We start from the raw sequence: 17,192 nt of genomic DNA on the forward strand, positions 1-17,192 counted from the left end.
GCAGTCTCCGCTGCCGCTGCTTCCGCCACACAGGCGCCATTGCCACAGGTGCCCGTCATGCAGGTGCTGTTCGGCCTGATGCTCGCCATCCTGCTGGGCGCGCTCGAGCAATCGATCGTCGCGGTCGTGCTGCCCGATATTGCGCTGCAGCTCAACGGTTTCGACGACATGGCGTGGGTGATTTCGGCCTACCTCGTCGCCTCCACGGTGGTGACGCCGATCTACGGCAAGCTTTCCGACGTGCTCGGCCGGCGCGCCGTGCTCAGTTTCTCGATCATCCTGTTCACGCTCGCATCGGTGTTCTGCGCGATGGCGACGTCGATGCCGATGCTGATTCTCGCGCGCATCCTGCAGGGGCTCGGGGGTGGCGGCCTGATCTCGGTATCGCAGGCGACCATCGGCGACGTGGTGCCGCTGCGCGAGCGCGGCCGGTATCAGGGCTATGTCAGCGGCGTGTGGGCCGTGGCCAGCATGGCGGGTCCCGTTATCGGCGGTTACCTCGCGCACTGGCTGTCGTGGCGCTGGATCTTCTGGATCAACCTGCCGCTCGCGCTGATTGCGCTGGTCGTCGTGCGGCGCACGCTGCGCCATCTGCCGGTCAGCGGCCGGCGCCATCGCATCGACTATCCGGGCGCGTTGCTGTTCGGCGGCGGTCTCACCGGTGTGCTCGTCTTCCTCACGCGCCTCGGGCAGGGGCATTCGCCGCTCGAAGCCGAGTCGATCGGCCTGTTGCTCGCGGGTCTGCTGGGGCTCGCGATCTTCGTCTGGCAGGAGCGCCGCGCGACCGATCCGGTGATCCCGCTCGATCTGCTTGCCGTGCCGACCGTGGCCATTTGCTGCACGACGCTGTTCCTGTGCTTCTTCCAACTGATCGCGATGTCGGTGCTGCTGCCGCTGCGGTTCCAGGTGGTGGGCGGCGCGCCCGCCGATATCGCGGCGCTGCGTCTGGTCCCGCTGACGCTTGCGATTCCGTTCGGCGCGTTTATCGCCGGGCGCATGATGTCGTGGACGGGGCGCTACAAGCCGCTGCAGATGACGGGCTCGGTCGTCGCACCGATCGCGATCGTCGGGCTGGCGTTCGTGCCCGTGCACGACGTGCTGCCGAGCCTGCTGGTGATGGTGGTGCTCGGCCTGTCGCTCGGCCTTCAATTCCCGAGTGGCCTCGTGGCGACGCAGAACGCGGTGCCGCAACAGCAGATGGGCATCGCGACGGCACTCACCGCTTTCTCGCGCCTGCTGGGCGGCGCGGTCGGCGTGGCGGTGCTGACGACGGTGCTCATCGCGCTGCTGCGGCATAGCGGCGTGGCGATGTCGACGGGGCATGCGGGCGAGGATGTGCTGATGAGCATGTTCCGCCGGGCGCTGGGCGGCGCCGACCAGGCCGACGCGGCCGCCGTCCGCGCGGCGGCGGAACACGCGTTTCGCACGCTGTTCCTGCTGAGCGCGGCGGTTTCGCTGATCTCGCCGTTCCTCGTCATGCGACTCAAGGAGGTCGCGCTGCGCGGCAGCCCGGCGGAGGCGGCCAAGGCGGCGGCTGCCGCAGCGGAGTAACGCGCGTTGCGCTATCGCGGGTCGGCGCCCTCTCCGTCGGGAGAGGGCATCAGCGCCCGCCGGCGCGCCCGCGCCGCTAACCCGGCCCCAAGCGTCCACCGCATCGTAGGCGCCAGCACCCGCATCGCCGCAAGCGAAATCGGCCGCCGCAGCGACGCACCGTCAAGCCGCAACATCTCCCGCGCCCACGCGGGCAGCAACGCCACCCCCGCATCGGTCATCACCCGTACAGCCGGCAGCAACTGCCGTCGCGGAACGGGCATCGACATCACGAGCCGCACCACCTCGTGCGTCCGCTCGCTCGCCACCAGAAAAGGCCGCTGCGCGGCAAGATAGGCATCGATGGCCGCGCGCGAGGCCGGCACATCGGGTGCCCCCAGCAGCGCCGCGATGCGCGCCTCCTCCGCAAAGTAGCGATCCTGCTCGGCGGCGGAAAGCGGCCCTACATAGCGCAGGTAACCGGCCATGAAGCTCGACACCTCGGCTACATGGACCCACGTCAGCAACGCCGGATCGTCTGCCGCGTAGGGCCGCCCATCGGGCGCGGTGCCGCGAATGCCCGCATGGATACGGCGCACGCGTTCGATCAACCGCATCGCATCGGCGCGGTTACCGTACGTGGTGCCAGCGATGAACTGCGCGGTGCGCCCGAGGCGCCCCTGCATATCGACGCGAAACGTCGAGTGATCCCAGACGCCGGAGAGGGCCAGCGGATGCAGCGCCTGCAGCAGCAATGCACTCACACCGCCGGCAAGCATCGCGGGGAAATCGGCATGCACGCGCCAGCAAACCGCATCGGGTCCGAAGAGTCCGGGGTCGCCGGGCGGGTTGTCGTAGTCGAGCGTGAGCCCCGAATTGCTGCGCGTGATCGCGCGAACCTGCGCGCCCGCATGGTTGCGCAGGCGCGAGATCAGACGGTTGGGGCGCGTGTTGACATCCATGGCGGCAGCATACTACGCGCGCCGCCAGGCTGTCCTCAGTGCGCGCCCGCGGCGGCCGCCGCACCGCCGCCGTTACGCGCGGGACGCGTGAACCAGATCAGCGGAATGATCACCACGAACGTCAGGCTCGAGATCCAGAAGATATCGTTGAGCCCCAGCATCACGGCCTGCGTGTTCAGGCTGCGCTCGAAGAACGCGATGGCCTGGTCCGGCGAGAAATTCAGCGTGCGCTGGATGCCATCGATCGCGGCCACATAGGTCGGGTTGTTCGGGTTTGCCTGCTCGGCCAGCTGCGCGTGATGCAGGATGGAGCGGTTGTTCCAGCCCGTGGTGGCCAGCGACGTCCCTACCGCGCCGCAGAATACGCGCGCGAAGTTCGACAAGCCGGCCGCCGCGGGAATCTTGTCCGGCGACAGGCCCGACAGGATGATCGCGGTCAGCGGCACGAAGAACAGCGCCATCGGAATGCCCTGCAGCAAGGTCGGCAGCACGAGCGTGAAGGTATCGACGCCCGTGGTGTAGTTGGACCGCATGAAAAACACGGCCGCGAAGCCGAGGAACGACAGCGTGGCGAGCACGCGCAATTCCGCCTTCGGCAGGAACTTGCCGACCACGGGCGCGAGGATCACCGCGAAGATGCCGAGCGGTGCGGTCACCAGTCCCGCATTGACGGCGGGATAGGCGAGGTATTGCTGCATCCACTGCGGCAGCACCACGAGGTTCGCGAAGAACACTGCGTAGCCGACCGAGATCGCCACCGTGCCCGCCAGGAAGTTGCGGCCCTTGAACAGGCGAAGATCGACGATCGGATTGGGCTCGGTCAACTCCCAGATAAGGAAGAAGACAAAGCCGAGCAGCGCCACCACGCCAAGCGTGACGATCACGGGCGAGTTGAACCAGTCCAGATCCTTGCCCTTGTCGAGCATGATCTGCAGCGCGCCGACCCAGGTGACCAGCGAGGCGAGGCCGACGAGGTCGATCGGCAGCTTGCGCGTCTTCGACTCGCGGTCGCGATAGACGGCCCACGTGACCGCGGCCGCGAACAGGCCGACCGGCACGTTGATATAGAAGATCCACGACCACGAATAGCTGTCCGTGATCCAGCCGCCGAGCGCGGGGCCGGCAATCGGGCCCACCGTTGCGGTCATCGCCCACAACGCGAGCGCGGACGAACTCTTGTCCTTGGGGAACGAGCCGAGCAGCAGGGCCTGCGAGAGCGGGATCAGCGGTCCGGCTACCGCGCCCTGCAGGATACGCGCGGCCAGCAGGATGGTGAGGTTCGGCGCGATGCCGCACAGCCATGAGGACAGTACGAACATCAGCAGGGCGCCGACGAACAATCGCACCTGGCCGATGCGCTGCGTCAGCCAGCCGGTGAGGGGAATGGACACGGCGTTGGCGGCCGCGAACAGCGTGATCACCCATGTCCCCTCGTCGACGGACACGCCGAGGTTGCCGGAAATCGTCGGAATCGCGACGTTCGCGATCGACGAGTCCAGCACGTTCATGAAAGTGGCCAGCGCGACCGCGAAGCTGCCGAGCAGCAGACGGGTGCCGGTCAGCGGTGGCGGGGTGGTCGGTGCCTGAGAGGACATGATGCGCTCCGATGGGGGACTGGTGCGTCAGCCTTGCGAGCCGTTCTGCGCGATGATCCGCGCGATCTCGCGATCGGCTTCCTCGCCCTGGCGCTCGAACACCTCGGTGGCATAGCGCGTGCGGTACGCGGTGTTGGCCGTGCCGAGCTCCGCGCCGGTCCCCTTGGTGTCTACATCGACGGCCATCGACAGGCCGATCTGCAGCGGATGCGCGCGCAACTCGGCCGGATCGAGTTCGATGCGCACCGGCAGGCGCTGCACAACCTTGATCCAGTTACCCGTGGCGTTCTGCGCGGGCAGCGCCGAGAACGCGCTGCCGGTGCCGGCCGCGAAGCCGACCACCTTGCCGTGGTACGTCACCTTGCTGCCATAGACATCGGCACGCAGCTCCACCGGTTGCCCGATGCGCAGATGGCGCAGCTGGACTTCCTTGAAGTTCGCATCGACCCACACGCCGTCGAGCGGCACGACGGCCATCATCGGATTGCCCGGCGCCACGCGCTGGCCCACCTGCACCGAACGGCGCGCGACGTACCCCGTGACCGGTGCGGGCAGCGTGTTGCGCGCGTTGGCGAGCCAGGCATCGCGGACCTTCGCGGCGGCGGCCTGCACGCTCGGGTGCTCGGCCACGTTGCTGCGATCCGTCAGCGCGTGGTTGGCGGTAAGTTGCTGGCGCGCGGTATCGAGCGCGGCTGCCGCAATCTTCACCGCATCGCGGGCATGCGCGACGTCTTCCGCGGAGACCGCACCGGTCTCGGTGACTTCGGTGCGGCGGCGCAGATCGGACTGTGCGCGCGACAGGTCGGCTTCGCGCTGGCGCACGGTGGCGGCCAGTACATTGTTGTTGACGTATAGCGCGCTGACCTGGCGTACGGTTTGGCCGAGCGAGGCCTCCGCATTCGCCAGCGCGATGCGCGCGTCGGCGGGGTCGAGCGTGACCAGCGGCTCGCCGGCCTTGACCACCTGCGTATCGTCGGCGTTCACGGTGACCACCGTACCGGTGACCTGCGGCGTGATCTGCACGAGGTTGCCGTTGACGTAGGCGTCGTCGGTTTCTTCGTGGAAGCGCGCGACGGTGTAGTAGTACGTGCCGTAGCCGATCGCGGCAAGCGCGCTGACGAGGCCGAGCGCGGCCAGCAGCTTCTTGCGCTTGCCTGCCGAGGGATTGACGTTGGCGGTCGTTGTTTCGGAGGACTTGATCGCCGTGGTTTCGGTTTTGTTCTCTGCGTTCATGATGACACCTGTGTTCGGATTTATTGCGTGACGGCTGCCTGCCGGATCGAGTCGGAAGCATCGGTAAAGCCCCCGCCGAGCGCGGACGCCAGCGCGATCTGACGGTCGCGGCGCGCCATGCGCAGGTTGGCGACGTTCTGGCTGCTCGCGAGCGCGTTGGTCGTGGCGTTGAGTACGGTGAGCTGCGTCGTCAGGCCAGCCTTGTACTGCGCGATGGCGAGCTTCTGCGCGCGTTGCGCGGCGGTATCGCTACGCTCGGCATTGACGATCTGCGCGTCGATGGACTGGATATCCGACAGCTGCGTGGCCACATCCGTGAGCGCGTTGATCAGCGTCTCGTTGTAGTTGGCCACGGCATAGTCGAAGTCCGCGTATCGGCCCTTGAGCTGCGCGCGCAATGCGCCGCCATCGAAGATCGGCAGATGGATGGCAGGGCCCGCGGAAGCCGTACGGCTGGCCGCGCGCAGGAAGCGGCCCCAGCCGATGGCATCGAGGCCGATCGCCGCGGACAGGTTGATGTCCGGATAGAACTCGGCCTTGGCCACCTTGATGTCGTGCAGCGTGGCATCGACGCGCCACCGCGCGGCCACGATGTCGGGGCGGCGGGACAGCAGGTCCGCGGGCAGGTTGTCGGGCAGGCGCACTTCCGCGCCGGCGCCGAGCGCGGGCCTGGCGATCGCGAGGCCGCGATCGGGCCCCTTGCCGAGCAGCGCGCCCAGCTGATAGCGCGTACGGCGGATGGAACCGTCGAGCGCGGACAGCGCCGCTTCGGCCGTGGCGAGGTCCGCCTCGGCGGTGCGCTTTTCCACTTCGGTTTCGAGGCCCATCGTGACGCGACCGTTGGTGACGCGCAGCACGTCCTGGCGCTGCACGACCTCGTCGCTCGCGATATCGCGCAACGTATAGAGCCGGGCCAGTTCGTTATAGGCGCGAGCGATGGCGTTGGTCAGCGTCAGCCGCACCTGTTCGGCGTCGGCCTCGCTCGCGCGGACCGACGACACGGCGGCCTTCAGCGCCTCGCGATTCTTGCCCCAGAGGTCGAGCTCGTACGACGCGTCGAGGACGGCCTTGTTCTCCGAGATCCACGAACCGCCGAAGCCCGGCGGAATCAGCGCGTTCTCGCTGAGCCGCTGGCGCGACCACGAATAGCCGGCGCCGACGCGCGGCAATGTGTTGGCATTCGCGCTTTCGCTCATGGCGCGCGCCGCATCGACGCGAGCCCGGGCGATATCGAGCGTCGGGCTCCCTTGCATCGCTTCATCGAGCAGCGACCGGAGCTGCGCGTCGCCGAACTGGTCGGCCCAGTCCGCGGCGGGCCAGCGCCCCTGCTGCGCGGGCAGGCTTTCGGTGGCGGCAAGCTGCGCCGGCTCGGCCATCTGCTTGTCGCTATGGATGCCAGCGTAGTTGGCGCAGCCGGCCAGTACGGCCGCGGCGACCATCGTGAGGGCGGGGGCCAGCAGACGCGTGACGCGTGATGTCCGTGGCCGATGCTGATTCATCATTTTCTGACCTATCAGGTAATGGGCGAAAGAAAAACCGCCCTCAGGCGTTATTGAATTTGTTGAGCAGGCGCAGGAACTCGTCGAACTCGGCAGGGGTGAAGTCGCGCAGCCGGTGATTCAGCACTGGCGGGACGATATCTGGAATGCGAGCGGCCACTTCACGACCCTTGTCGGTAATCGTGAGATTGACCACGCGCCGGTCCTCCAGGCTTCGGCTACGCGCCAGCAGGCCGCGCTTCTCGAGCTTGTCGAGCATGCGGGTCATCAGGCCGGTGTCGATTGCCAGGATCTTGCAGAGTTCGTAGGGCGTACTCGCCACCCCGTGCGTCAGGCCCAGCAGAATGCCGATCTGCTGAGCCGTGATGTCCAGTTCCTGCAACGCGCCGTCAAGTTCCATGACCAACGAATTGCGCGCGCGGTTGAGCTGAAAGCCCACGCTCTTCGTCATCTGAAAGTTGTCCTTCGTGTAATGGTCCATGCGGTGCTCCAACTGGTTGATGCAACAATAGCTGATGCATCAGATAAGTGAAGAAAATTTTGCCTATCGCGGTGATAGGCAAAAACTAATGCGGGAGGGCGAGGGGGATCAGTAGTAACGCAGATCCGTGGCCTTGCCCCAGAACACGCGGTACGCGTAGGCCGTGTAGCCGAGGATCGTGGGGAGCACGATGACCGCCCCGATCAGGATCACGCCAAGCGACTCCGGCGCGCTGGCCGCCTGCCAGATATCGATCTGATCGACGACGAGGTACGGGAAGAGGCTGTAGGCGAGGCCGTTGAACGCCATCAGGAAAATCGCGGCCGTGCCGGCAAACGGCACCCAGCACCAGCGGTCGTTACCGGCCGCCTGCATGGCGGGGAGGCGTCGCAGCAGACGGTCGAGCACGACGAAGATGGCGACGGTCGCCAGCGGAATCGGTGCGAGCAGGATGATGTTCGGCAGCGAGAACCACTTGTCGAAGATGCGATCGCTCACCAGCGGTGTGACCACCGAGATCGCGGTCACGCCCACGCCGGTCAGCCACAGGCTGCGGCGGGCCCAGTAGGTCGCGCGCTTCTGCAGGCTGCCCGTGGTCTTCATGACGAGCCAGCCCGCGCCCAGCGCGCAGTAGCCGGCCACGAGGCACAGGCCCACGGCGATCGCGAACAGCAGGTGAGGCCAGTCATAGCGGAAGCCGGTGATATAGAGACCCAGCATCAGGCCCTGCGAGAAGCTCGCGAGCAGCGAGCCTGCATAGAACGCGCGATTCCACCACGGCTTGTGCGGATCGCGCGCCTTCACGCGGAAGTCGAACGCCACGCCGCGCAGGATCAGGCCGGCGAGCATCGATGCCACGGGCAGGTACAGATGCGTGAGGATGGCGCCGTGCGCGATCGGAAACGCGGTCAGCAGCAGGCCCACGCCGAGCACGAGCCAGGTTTCGTTGGCATCCCAGAAGGGACCGATCGACGCGATCATCGTGTCCTTGTCGGCGTCGTCCGCGCGGCGCAGCAGCACGCCGACGCCGAGGTCGTAGCCGTCGAGAATCACGTAGATCAGCATCGACAGCGCCATCAGGCCGAGGAAAACGAGCGGGAGCCAGCCCGCGGGTTGGGACAGATCGGGGGTCATTGCGCGCTCCTTGCAGGCGTGAGGATGACGGGCTGGGGCGTCATGATTCGTGAGTCGGGCCCAGCGCTCTTTCCGGCCTTGCGCGCAAGATGGAACACCACGCTGATATAGGCGGCCAGCAGCGAGAGATAGAGCGCGAGGTACATCGCGAGCGTGGAGCCGATCATCGTTGCGGGCACCTTCGAGGCGGCTTGCGCTGTCGTGAGCACACCGTAGACGAGGTAGGGCTGGCGGCCGATCTCGGTCACATACCAGCCGGCGATCAGGCCGATCCATCCGGAGAACGTCATCGCCACGAGGGCGCGCGCCATCCACGGCGCGGGCGCGCCGCGCTTGCGGAACTGCCATGCGGCCACCCACGAGACGGCGAGCATCAGCAGGCCGATGCCGACCATCACGCGGAACGCGTAGAACATCGGTGCCACGGGCGGGTGCTTGTCGCCGAACGCGTCGATGCCCTTGATCTCGCCTTCGGGATCATGCGCGAGGTAGATCGAGGCAAGCTTCGGAATGGCGATCTCGTAGTCGTTGCTGCGCGTGGTCGCGTTGGGAATGCCGAACAGCACGGCGGGCGCGCCCTTCTCGGTCTTCCAGATCCCCTCCATCGCGGCGATCTTCGCGGGCTGGTGGTGCAGCGTGTTCAGGCCATGCAGGTCGCCCGCCACGATCTGCAGCGGAATGAGGATGGCGCCGAGCATCACGCCCGTGCGCATCGCGGCGAGCGTGTCGCGGCCGCGATCGCCGCGGAGCCAGCGGTATGCCGAGAGTCCGGCCAGCAGGAACGCGACGGTCAGTCCCGAGGCGAGCAGCATATGTACGAGGCGGTACGGGAACGACGGATTGAAGATGATCTCGAACCAGCTGGTCGCATGCGCGCGGCCGTCGATCATCTCGAAGCCGGCGGGGGTTTGCATCCACGAGTTCAGCGCGAGGATCCAGAACGCCGACAGCGTGGTGCCGCCGGCGACGAGCAGCGTGGCGATGGTATGCATGCGGTTGCTGACGCGATGCATGCCGAACAGCATGATGCCGAGGAAGGTGGCTTCGAGGAAGAAGGCGGTAAGGACTTCGTAGGCGAGCAGCGGTCCCGCGATATTGCCGACCGTCTCCATATAGCCAGGCCAGTTCGTGCCGAACTGGAAGCTCATGGTGATGCCGCTGACGACGCCGAGCGCGAAGGTCAGCGCGAACACCTTGACCCAGAGGCGGTAGGCGTCCATCCAGCTTTCATCGCCGGTCTTGCCGTAGCGGAGCTTGAAGAACAGCAGGACCCACGCGAGGGAGATACTGATCGTGGGGAAGAGGATATGGAAGGTGATATTGGCGGCGAACTGGATTCGCGCCAGTATCACCGGATCTAGCTCGGCAAACATGGCCTTTATTCCTTCTTGGCGCGCGTGGACTTGGCGGCGGACGCAATGCGGTCCTTCACCTCGAGCAGCTTGGTCACGCGCGAACCCAGCCGCATCAGTTTTTCGAGCGTGGCGACGTCGAGCTTCTGCATGTCACCCATCCAGCCGGTGACGAGCACGATGAGGCCATACATTTCCTTCATGCGCGCCTGCGCATGGCGATCCTCGGCCGAGGAGGGCGACTCCAGCTGGACGTCGCGCAGCATCGACAGCGTCGGGTCGATCTCGCGCCGGCGCCGCTCCTCGGCCAGCGTCCGAAAGATCGCCCAGACGTCGTCGGGCGCGGAGTAGTACTCGCGCCGGTCGCCAGGCTGATGCGACAACCGCACGAGATTCCACGACTCGAGCTCCTTGAGCCCGATACTCACGTTGGACCGCGAAAACGAGAGCGCCTCGGCAATCTCGTCCGCATTGAGCGGCCGGGATGCGGTGAACAGCAGCGCGTAAATCTGCCCCACGGTCCGGTTGATCCCCCATCGACTGCCCATCTCGCCGAAATGCAGGACGAATCGTTGGACCAGCGGAGACAGTTGCATCGGGACGGCAGGGGACATAGGGGGGCGGTTCGTTTTCAATTTTCAGAAGTTTGTGAAAGTTTAGAACGAAAGAGAGGGAAAAGTACAGGGGTGCGACGGGGTGTCGCGGGGGGGGGGCGAGCGCTGCTGTCACGTCTCAATGACAGCCAGATTGCACTGGAAGATCCTCGCAACTGTTTGCAGAGTATTCGGATATCCCATCGCCACTTGGCAAACATGAGCTTCGAAGCGATCCCAGTTGTTCTTTCGGACAACGACAGAAGATGCTTTTTTGAGAGCATAGATCATGACGCTCTCGTCAGCGTTTAATCGCGCAAGTTCTTTCGCTAACTCGAAGAAATGGCTAAAGTCTGCCATCTGCTTAAGAGCAGTTGGGAGGGAAAATAGCCTCGCTCAAGAAGTCGTTCGGTGCGGTCCATTTTTTTCCTTCAAGCCGCAGCCTCCTACTCTGGATTCGACGCGGCCGTTTCAAGTTGTTCGCCCAGAAGCGTGTCACGATACCGCGGCGCCGTGGTCCTTACACTCCCCCGCTAGCGGGGGAGTTGCCGTCGACCGTGTCGATATGGCGCCGGGGTGAATGCGAGCCGATGAGCGGTGCGTTACGGAATCCAGTAAGGCAAAGTAGACGTGCCCGCTTTGTCAATAACGATGGCGACACTCTGTTCAGCACGGGTGACTGCCACGTAGAAACTTGCCGCGGGTACTGGCTCGAGCATTGATCCTTTACGCAGGAAGTCAGAAATTCCTGCCGTCGGAACGATCAGCACGCGCGTATATGTGGAACCCTTTGCAACCTTGAAGTTCATGTAGTCGAGGTTGAACTCTTTGCCAGAGGTCGCCATGCTTCGCAAGCATTGTGGTGTGAATCGCTCCACGTAATCCCCCACGTGCTTTTTCATCAGTAGAAATACGCCGTCGTGGTTTGTCGCAACTTCGTTGCGGGAGATTGTGGACGGGAATGCCCAGCTTGGATCGAAGATTGTGTCTGAAAATTCCGCGATCTTCGGGTGGCACCGCCAAGTCTCCACACTTTCTTTGATGGTCAGCTTCCCGAGTTTCTCTCTCTCCCGGAACCACTTTACAGCTTCGGCATAGGCATACTGCTTATTCTTGGTGCCACGGGGGTTCGTGGCCAGAACGGATTGCCGGATATCACCGACCATCTGGATCTGAATAGACGAGTGCAACAGGGCGTCGACGATCTCCCAGTCATGGGCGCTCAGGTCTTGTACCTCGTCAATCAATATCTCATCGTACAAGCTCTCCAATCGATGCAGCAAAGCGCCTTTGCTGGCGCCCAACAGTTCGTTGGCAAGGCGCCCGAGCTCGCACGCGTAGGCCGCGCCGTTGCCGTCGACAAATCGCGACAAGCCTTTCGCGTACCTGTCCGGTCGCCCCTCATAACTGAACCCCAGAACTCGCGCTCCGGGAAACATGAAGGGCAGAAAAGGCTTTGCAAAATGTCGTAACAGGAAGGTGAACCATCCCATGACTTCGATGCCCAGGTGATCGCCCGCTCGTTGCCCGAGCCGGCGTCGGAGTTCCTCCTGATTTGCCCGGGTAAAGGTCAGGACGAGGACGCGGCGCTCCGGAAGAAGCCTTGTGCAATGCTCGACGATACCTTGGGTCTTGCGCGAGCCAGCAACGGCCAGAGTGAGCTGGTTAGCCATGGATGAACGCCGCGGCTTGGCGCATGTACTTGGGTGGCGTAAGCTTGCTGGTTGCGTTGGCGATGCGGAGCGCCGTCTCGGTTTTCTCCCGGCTCATCCATTTGTGTAGATCTGCGCTCGCCGTGATGCCAAGTAGGCTGCGCAATGTCGCCTCGCCATTGTGGCGGATGATTTGCGGTTCCAGGGTGTGGCCGTCGGCGACTTCCCCAATGAACAGCTCACGCCTTCCTGGACTGAGCCACGCATCAACGCTTGTGTACAGCTCGGCCGGGTCCGTGCCATCGTTGTCGCGCATGGCGGCCACTGGTTTATCCAGCGCGGCGCAGAATTCAAGGCAGCGCGCCAGCGATAATCCCCGCATGCTAATCACGTCGATGCCCAATTCCATTGGGCGCTTCCCAAACAGATCCTTGAAGAATCGCTCGAAAACGATCTCGTCGGACGGCCCTTCCACGAGGACGATCTTCTTGGCCAAGGCCATGCGCAACGTGTCATAGCCGGGAAGGCGCTGGAAATATGAGACGGTTTCTGGATCTAGCGTCGTAATCTTCGACGTCTTGCCGTGTGCCAAGAGCAGGATGGCGTCGAGACCGAGCCGGTTCAGCACGAAGGTGCTGTGCGTGGTGATGAATAGCTGCTGATGGTCGCCAGTGAGCGCCTCGATCCGAGAGAGAAGCGTGGTCAGGCTGGTATGGGAAAGGTGATTCTCTGGCTCCTCGATCATGACGAACGCCGCGTGGCCGGCATTCCGATTCAGGGCTAGCGAGATCTTGATCGCGGCCTGTTGGCCCTGTCCGGACATCGAGAACGGTACATCGTTGACATGGGGGGTCACCACGCCGTCCCAGGCGGTCCGCGCGCTTTGATCCATGGCCAGCGAGATCGGCCGATCGTGCAAGGAGGCGTGAATCGTGCCGATGCGCTTGTTGATCGCGTCCAGTGCCGTGGTCGACATAGTCGCCTTCAGCTCGCGGTAGGCCAAGGACACGGCGGCACGCTCAGGCGGGTCGAGATGGTCGCCAAGGATCTGGCGCAGGTGATAGTCAACGCCGCTCGAGGAGCGAACGGTCCGCGAGTCGATAATGGCCGCGGCCAATTGCCGGGGGCGATTGGTGATGCGCTCGTCGGCGAAGGAGCGCCACTCAATAAGGTAGAACTCAACCGGCAGCAGGGAGGAAGGCTTGGCCATCCATCGGGTCAGCTCGTCCGCATAGTCGGGATTCGGCATGATCCGCAGCGACAGGCCTGGGCAGGCCAGGGTTGGCACCTCGGTATTGATGGCGCCGCAAAGCCGTTGCAACTCGGGCTTGTCCGCGAAGTACAGCTCGATATGGATCTCAGGAAACCGAGGTCGTTCACCGCGCTCGATCTTGGCGACAAATTCGGCCACCACTCCGACGTTGAACCAGTGCGGGTTTAGCTCTTCGCTTGCGCTGCGGCCACCGATCCGCCCGGTAAGCGCGAGCGCGATGGCCTCCATCAGCGTCGACTTGCCGGCTTCGTTGCCTCCCACGATCAGGTTGAGCTTTGGGTTAGGCGACAGCGTGAAGTCGGTGTAGATGCGGTATCCGCGGATCTTGATCTTGGTAATCAACCGACACCCCGCCTCGAAGTTTGTCTCGAGCGGATTATATGGCACATGCCGACGAGGTGATCCCGGGGCTGCGTAGCGACCTTGGTCTCGGCCTCTACAAGCTGACACCCTATGGCGAACCGGCGTTAGCACCAGCCAAATCAGACCAAAATGACTGCAAGATGAGTCGTCCAATCATGCTCGTCCCACGACGTCCCCGCTATAACTTCAAGCGAGGCTGGAAAATGCAAGTACTAGCTGATGACGCGAACATTCCACGCTTGCGGACTCGGATACCTCGTTCCTAAACGACGCAACCAAAGGCGTACGGATTGGGCATCCCAATGCAGAACGCAAAAAAAAAGCCGCACATGAAGTGCGGCCGCTTGCGTATGACGGTTGTCGTTACTTGGACTCAACTAGCTTGTGCTTCTTCGGATCGGTGCTCATCTGGAAGCGATCACGCGCAATCTTGAGATGCGACGTACCAGCGCGGGCAATTTCCTGAGCCGCCGAGTCGTCGTCGATGATCTTGTCGGGAGCACCGTGGCGAGCCAAGACCGCAGCGATATCCTTCAGCGCGCGCGCAGGCGGCAATACGGGTTTCGTCTTCGTGCTCATAGCGTGATGCCTCGCTTCTCCAAGTACGCCGAAAGTATACTCCACGACCCGCTGCCCGGCGCAAGGTCAAAAAAGACGGTCATGGATCTTCCGAAGCGGCGCCAGTGATCCGCTCCTCCTGGTTCCATAAACAATTCCGTTAGCGTCCGGCAATGTGCCAGCCGTGGCGGAAGCTGTGCCATGTCCCTTGCCTCTAGCTCTGCGTCGAAGCCGATCAGTGGCCAAGCATAGTAGCCAATCTGGCCGTCCGCCGGGCCGGCCGCTCGACAGCCAATACACTGGATGCCCAGCCGGGCAATTTCGCGGAGCTCAATCGCGATGCTGCGCGTGCCGAAACCCCGGCGCTGTGCGCCTTGTTTCAAGCGGAATGCTTCGTTCCACATCAGATAGAGCCGGCCATCCTCGGGATCTTGCCAAAGAATGCGAATCATTGGCTGCTCCAGCAGGTAGTGAACCACGGTGAAAACGAAGGAGTGACCGTCTTTATCATGCTGGACGGTGATCGTGCTGCCATCGAGTGCGCCAACCAACCAAGGGATGCGTCGTCGCGGAATGGGTAGGACACGCTCAGTGGCCTCGTCCATGGTCACAGTCGAAGCGCCATTGAAATATGCGCGCGTCAGATGATCCGGTCGTTGGGTCCGGAGACGTCGGCGGGCTCCCGTCTCCAGCTGTGTGCGGAAGTTGAAGGCGGTGGGGGCTGCGGCAGCAAAACGAGCAAGATACATAAGCGAATGTCGTGGGCCAGGACTCAAGGCGCCGCATGGTAGCAATCCTGATTCGGTGAAACCTTGCGCTATGTCATATCCAAGAAATCCAATATCTCGGCTCATTTAGTCTGAGACATTGAGGGTTAGGTCGTTGATTTATTGGGCGCGCCTCGCTCATGAATTTTGAGACGGGACAGTGGGTGTCATGTGCCGCTTGCTGGCGTGGGGGCGGCGAGTGGACGTCGGTGGCCCAATGGAGTCAGATTGGCTCGTCGCGCTCATCGACTTCCGCCGCGCGCTCGTTGGCCATGAGCTCGCGCCTGGTGTCCATGATGTGTTCCTCGAGCAGGGACACCACGGCCGGTATGTCGCGTCGCCGGCAGGCCTCGACCAGCCGGCGGTGATCGCTCATCGGCTTGTCCTTGCCGGTGGCGATGGACATGGCGACGTGCGTGTACCGGTCCGTGTTCAGGCAATACTCCTCGATCAATCGCCGCAGCCGGCGATTGTTGGCCGGCGCCGATAGCGCCAGGTGGAATCGCCGGTTGTACTCAGCCCATTCGTTGATGTCCGTCGACGCCTCGTAGGCATCGAGGATCTTGTCCATCGCATCGAAGTCGCGCTCCACCATGTTCGGCACGCCCAGGCGTGCCGCATGACATTCCAGCGCCACGCGGATGTCGAGCAGTTCGCAGATCTGCTCGACGTTCATGCGCGTGACCGTGGCGCCGCGGTTCGCGCGATAGACCACCAGCCCCTCCGACTCCAGCTGGCGCAGCGCCTCGCGCACCGGGATGCGGCTCGCGCCGAACCGCGTGGCCAACTGGTCCTGGCGCAACACGGCGCCGCCCTGCAACACCCCCGTCAGGATTTCATCTCGGAGAACGTTCCGGATCGTCTGGTGCATCGGTTGCGACCGGGAAGTGGTGGCCATGTCTTGTTTGTATCCGGGGGAACTGGAATCTGGACTCGATGGAAATCGGTTGCGAAATCCACGCGCCGGATTATACTCGCATCCGATCGATACCAAATTGGATCCAATTCAGCACAACGGAGATCCAAAGCACGATGAAATTTGTACAATCCACCTATCGGAGAGATCTATGTCTTTGCTGCCTCGCCCAGCCCTGAGCCTGCTGGCGGTTGCTGTTTCGTTGTGTTCCGTGGTGCCAGCCGCCATCGCGCAGGATGCGAATGAAGTCCGGATGGGCGCCGTGTTGTCGCTGACCGGCTCCAATGCCACCGTGGGGGAAGACGTGCGCCGCGCCGTGGCCCTGGCCGTCGATCAGGTCAACGCCAGGGGCGGAGTGATGGGCAAGAAATTCGGCGTGATCGTCGAAGACTCGAATGGCAATGCCACCACCGCGCTGAATGCCGCGCGCAAGCTGGTCTCGGTAGACAAAGTGCCGGTAGTGATCGGCGAATACTCGTCGGGTATCACGTTGCCCATGGCTCAATATCTGGTCAAAGAGGGCGTGACCCACATCAACATCGCCAGCACGAGCATCAAGGTGCGCGACCTGGGTGCCACCTCGTTCAATCTCATCGGGCTGGAGAACCTTGGCAATCGCTTCTCCGCGGCCGACACCTGGGCGCTCGGCTACCGGAAGGTTGCGATCATCGCCCCCAACAACGCGTACGGACAGGGCGTGGCCGCCGGATACAAGGAAGAGTTCGAGAAGCTGGGCGGCAAGATCGTCGCCGAAGTGCTCTACACGCAAGGCCAGTCGACGTATCGCCGCGAGCTGCAGCAGATCGCGCGCGCCACCCCGGATGCCTACATCTATACGGCCTATGGCCAGGAATCGGCGATCATCAATCGCGAAGCATTCGAGCTCGGACTGCGCGCCCAGCCGTGGTACGCCATCCTGCTCAGCATGAGCCTGTCCGACACGCCGCCCCAGATCGCCAAGGGCCAGCTCGGCATGGAGGTTGGATCGGTGCAGGGTACCGCCGGCAAGGCCTATACGGACGCCTTCGCGGCGAAGTACAAGGAAGGTCCGAAGACCTCTTATACGGGTTACGCCTACGACGCCGTGCTGATGACGGCCGCTGCCATCGAGAAGGCAAAGTCGACGGATCCGGCCGCGGTGCAGGCAGCGCTGAAAGCCGTGGGCAAGAACTACCAGGGCGTGACGGGCCCGATCACCTTCGACGAGAACCGCCAGCGCATCGATCCGCCATACGCGAAGCTGAAGTTCGACGACAAGGTGGTGCCGCGCTAAACGAAGGGCGC

Annotated in this window: 16 protein-coding genes; 2 read left to right on the plus strand and 14 right to left on the minus strand. The window is 63.7% G+C overall.

Translation table 11 applies throughout. From position 1 onward, the window contains the following. Positions 1-57 precede the first annotated feature (57 nt). Complete coding sequence (locus FOB72_RS28375) at positions 58-1,551, plus strand: MDR family MFS transporter (protein WP_150377510.1); 1,494 nt, start codon at positions 58-60, stop codon at positions 1,549-1,551. Positions 1,552-1,562: 11 nt separating this feature from the next. Here FOB72_RS28375 and FOB72_RS28380 read toward each other — a convergent pair whose 3' ends face one another. From FOB72_RS28380 to FOB72_RS28445, 14 genes are all read right to left on the minus strand, one after another. After that, on the minus strand, positions 1,563-2,492 hold the full coding sequence (locus FOB72_RS28380) for an oxygenase MpaB family protein (RefSeq protein WP_150376449.1): 930 nt from the start codon (positions 2,490-2,492) through the stop codon (positions 1,563-1,565). Positions 2,493-2,527: 35 nt separating this feature from the next. Continuing rightward, the gene (locus FOB72_RS28385) at positions 2,528-4,087 is read right to left on the minus strand and encodes a DHA2 family efflux MFS transporter permease subunit (protein ID WP_150376452.1); all 1,560 of its coding nucleotides are present in this window, start codon (positions 4,085-4,087) and stop codon (positions 2,528-2,530) included. Positions 4,088-4,114: 27 nt separating this feature from the next. Continuing rightward, complete coding sequence (locus FOB72_RS28390) at positions 4,115-5,320, minus strand: efflux RND transporter periplasmic adaptor subunit (protein ID WP_150376454.1); 1,206 nt, start codon at positions 5,318-5,320, stop codon at positions 4,115-4,117. A 20-nt stretch (positions 5,321-5,340) separates the two neighbouring features. Beyond that, positions 5,341-6,822, minus strand: a complete 1,482-nt coding sequence (locus FOB72_RS28395) for an efflux transporter outer membrane subunit (RefSeq protein ID WP_150376456.1) — start codon at positions 6,820-6,822, stop codon at positions 5,341-5,343. A 40-nt stretch (positions 6,823-6,862) separates the two neighbouring features. Next, positions 6,863-7,300, minus strand: coding sequence for a MarR family winged helix-turn-helix transcriptional regulator (locus tag FOB72_RS28400; RefSeq protein ID WP_150376458.1), 438 nt, complete (start codon positions 7,298-7,300; stop codon positions 6,863-6,865). Positions 7,301-7,408: 108 nt separating this feature from the next. Beyond that, positions 7,409-8,434, minus strand: coding sequence for a cytochrome d ubiquinol oxidase subunit II (locus FOB72_RS28405; RefSeq protein WP_150376460.1), 1,026 nt, complete (start codon positions 8,432-8,434; stop codon positions 7,409-7,411). Then, positions 8,431-9,807, minus strand: coding sequence for a cytochrome ubiquinol oxidase subunit I (locus FOB72_RS28410; RefSeq protein ID WP_150376462.1), 1,377 nt, complete (start codon positions 9,805-9,807; stop codon positions 8,431-8,433). The genes FOB72_RS28405 and FOB72_RS28410 overlap by 4 nt, the downstream gene beginning before the upstream one ends. A gap of 5 nt (positions 9,808-9,812) precedes the next feature. Further along, positions 9,813-10,382, minus strand: coding sequence for a GbsR/MarR family transcriptional regulator (locus tag FOB72_RS28415; RefSeq protein WP_150377511.1), 570 nt, complete (start codon positions 10,380-10,382; stop codon positions 9,813-9,815). A 129-nt stretch (positions 10,383-10,511) separates the two neighbouring features. After that, positions 10,512-10,670: a hypothetical protein gene (locus tag FOB72_RS28420; protein ID WP_191002290.1), complete on the minus strand. Its 159-nt coding sequence runs from the start codon at positions 10,668-10,670 to the stop codon at positions 10,512-10,514. Between the two features lie 311 nt (positions 10,671-10,981). After that, complete coding sequence (locus tag FOB72_RS28425; protein ID WP_150376464.1) at positions 10,982-12,052, minus strand: UvrD-helicase domain-containing protein; 1,071 nt, start codon at positions 12,050-12,052, stop codon at positions 10,982-10,984. After that, positions 12,045-13,646, minus strand: a complete 1,602-nt coding sequence (locus FOB72_RS28430; RefSeq protein WP_150376466.1) for an ATP-dependent nuclease — start codon at positions 13,644-13,646, stop codon at positions 12,045-12,047. The genes FOB72_RS28425 and FOB72_RS28430 overlap by 8 nt, the downstream gene beginning before the upstream one ends. A gap of 384 nt (positions 13,647-14,030) precedes the next feature. Then, positions 14,031-14,246, minus strand: coding sequence for a hypothetical protein (locus FOB72_RS28435; RefSeq protein ID WP_150376468.1), 216 nt, complete (start codon positions 14,244-14,246; stop codon positions 14,031-14,033). Beyond that, on the minus strand, positions 14,243-14,830 hold the full coding sequence (locus FOB72_RS28440) for a hypothetical protein (RefSeq protein WP_150376470.1): 588 nt from the start codon (positions 14,828-14,830) through the stop codon (positions 14,243-14,245). Before FOB72_RS28440 ends, FOB72_RS28435 begins: the two co-directional genes overlap by 4 nt. A 385-nt stretch (positions 14,831-15,215) precedes the next feature. Beyond that, entirely contained in the window at positions 15,216-15,890 is a 675-nt protein-coding gene (locus FOB72_RS28445) for a GntR family transcriptional regulator (RefSeq protein ID WP_150376472.1), read from the minus strand. A 169-nt stretch (positions 15,891-16,059) separates the two neighbouring features. Here FOB72_RS28445 and FOB72_RS28450 point away from each other — a divergent pair, with 169 nt between their 5' ends. Next, entirely contained in the window at positions 16,060-17,181 is a 1,122-nt protein-coding gene (locus FOB72_RS28450) for an ABC transporter substrate-binding protein (RefSeq protein WP_150376474.1), read from the plus strand. Positions 17,182-17,192: the final 11 nt, after the last annotated feature.

It is taken from the genome of Cupriavidus pauculus (assembly GCF_008693385.1).
Taxonomy (GTDB): domain Bacteria; phylum Pseudomonadota; class Gammaproteobacteria; order Burkholderiales; family Burkholderiaceae; genus Cupriavidus; species Cupriavidus pauculus_D.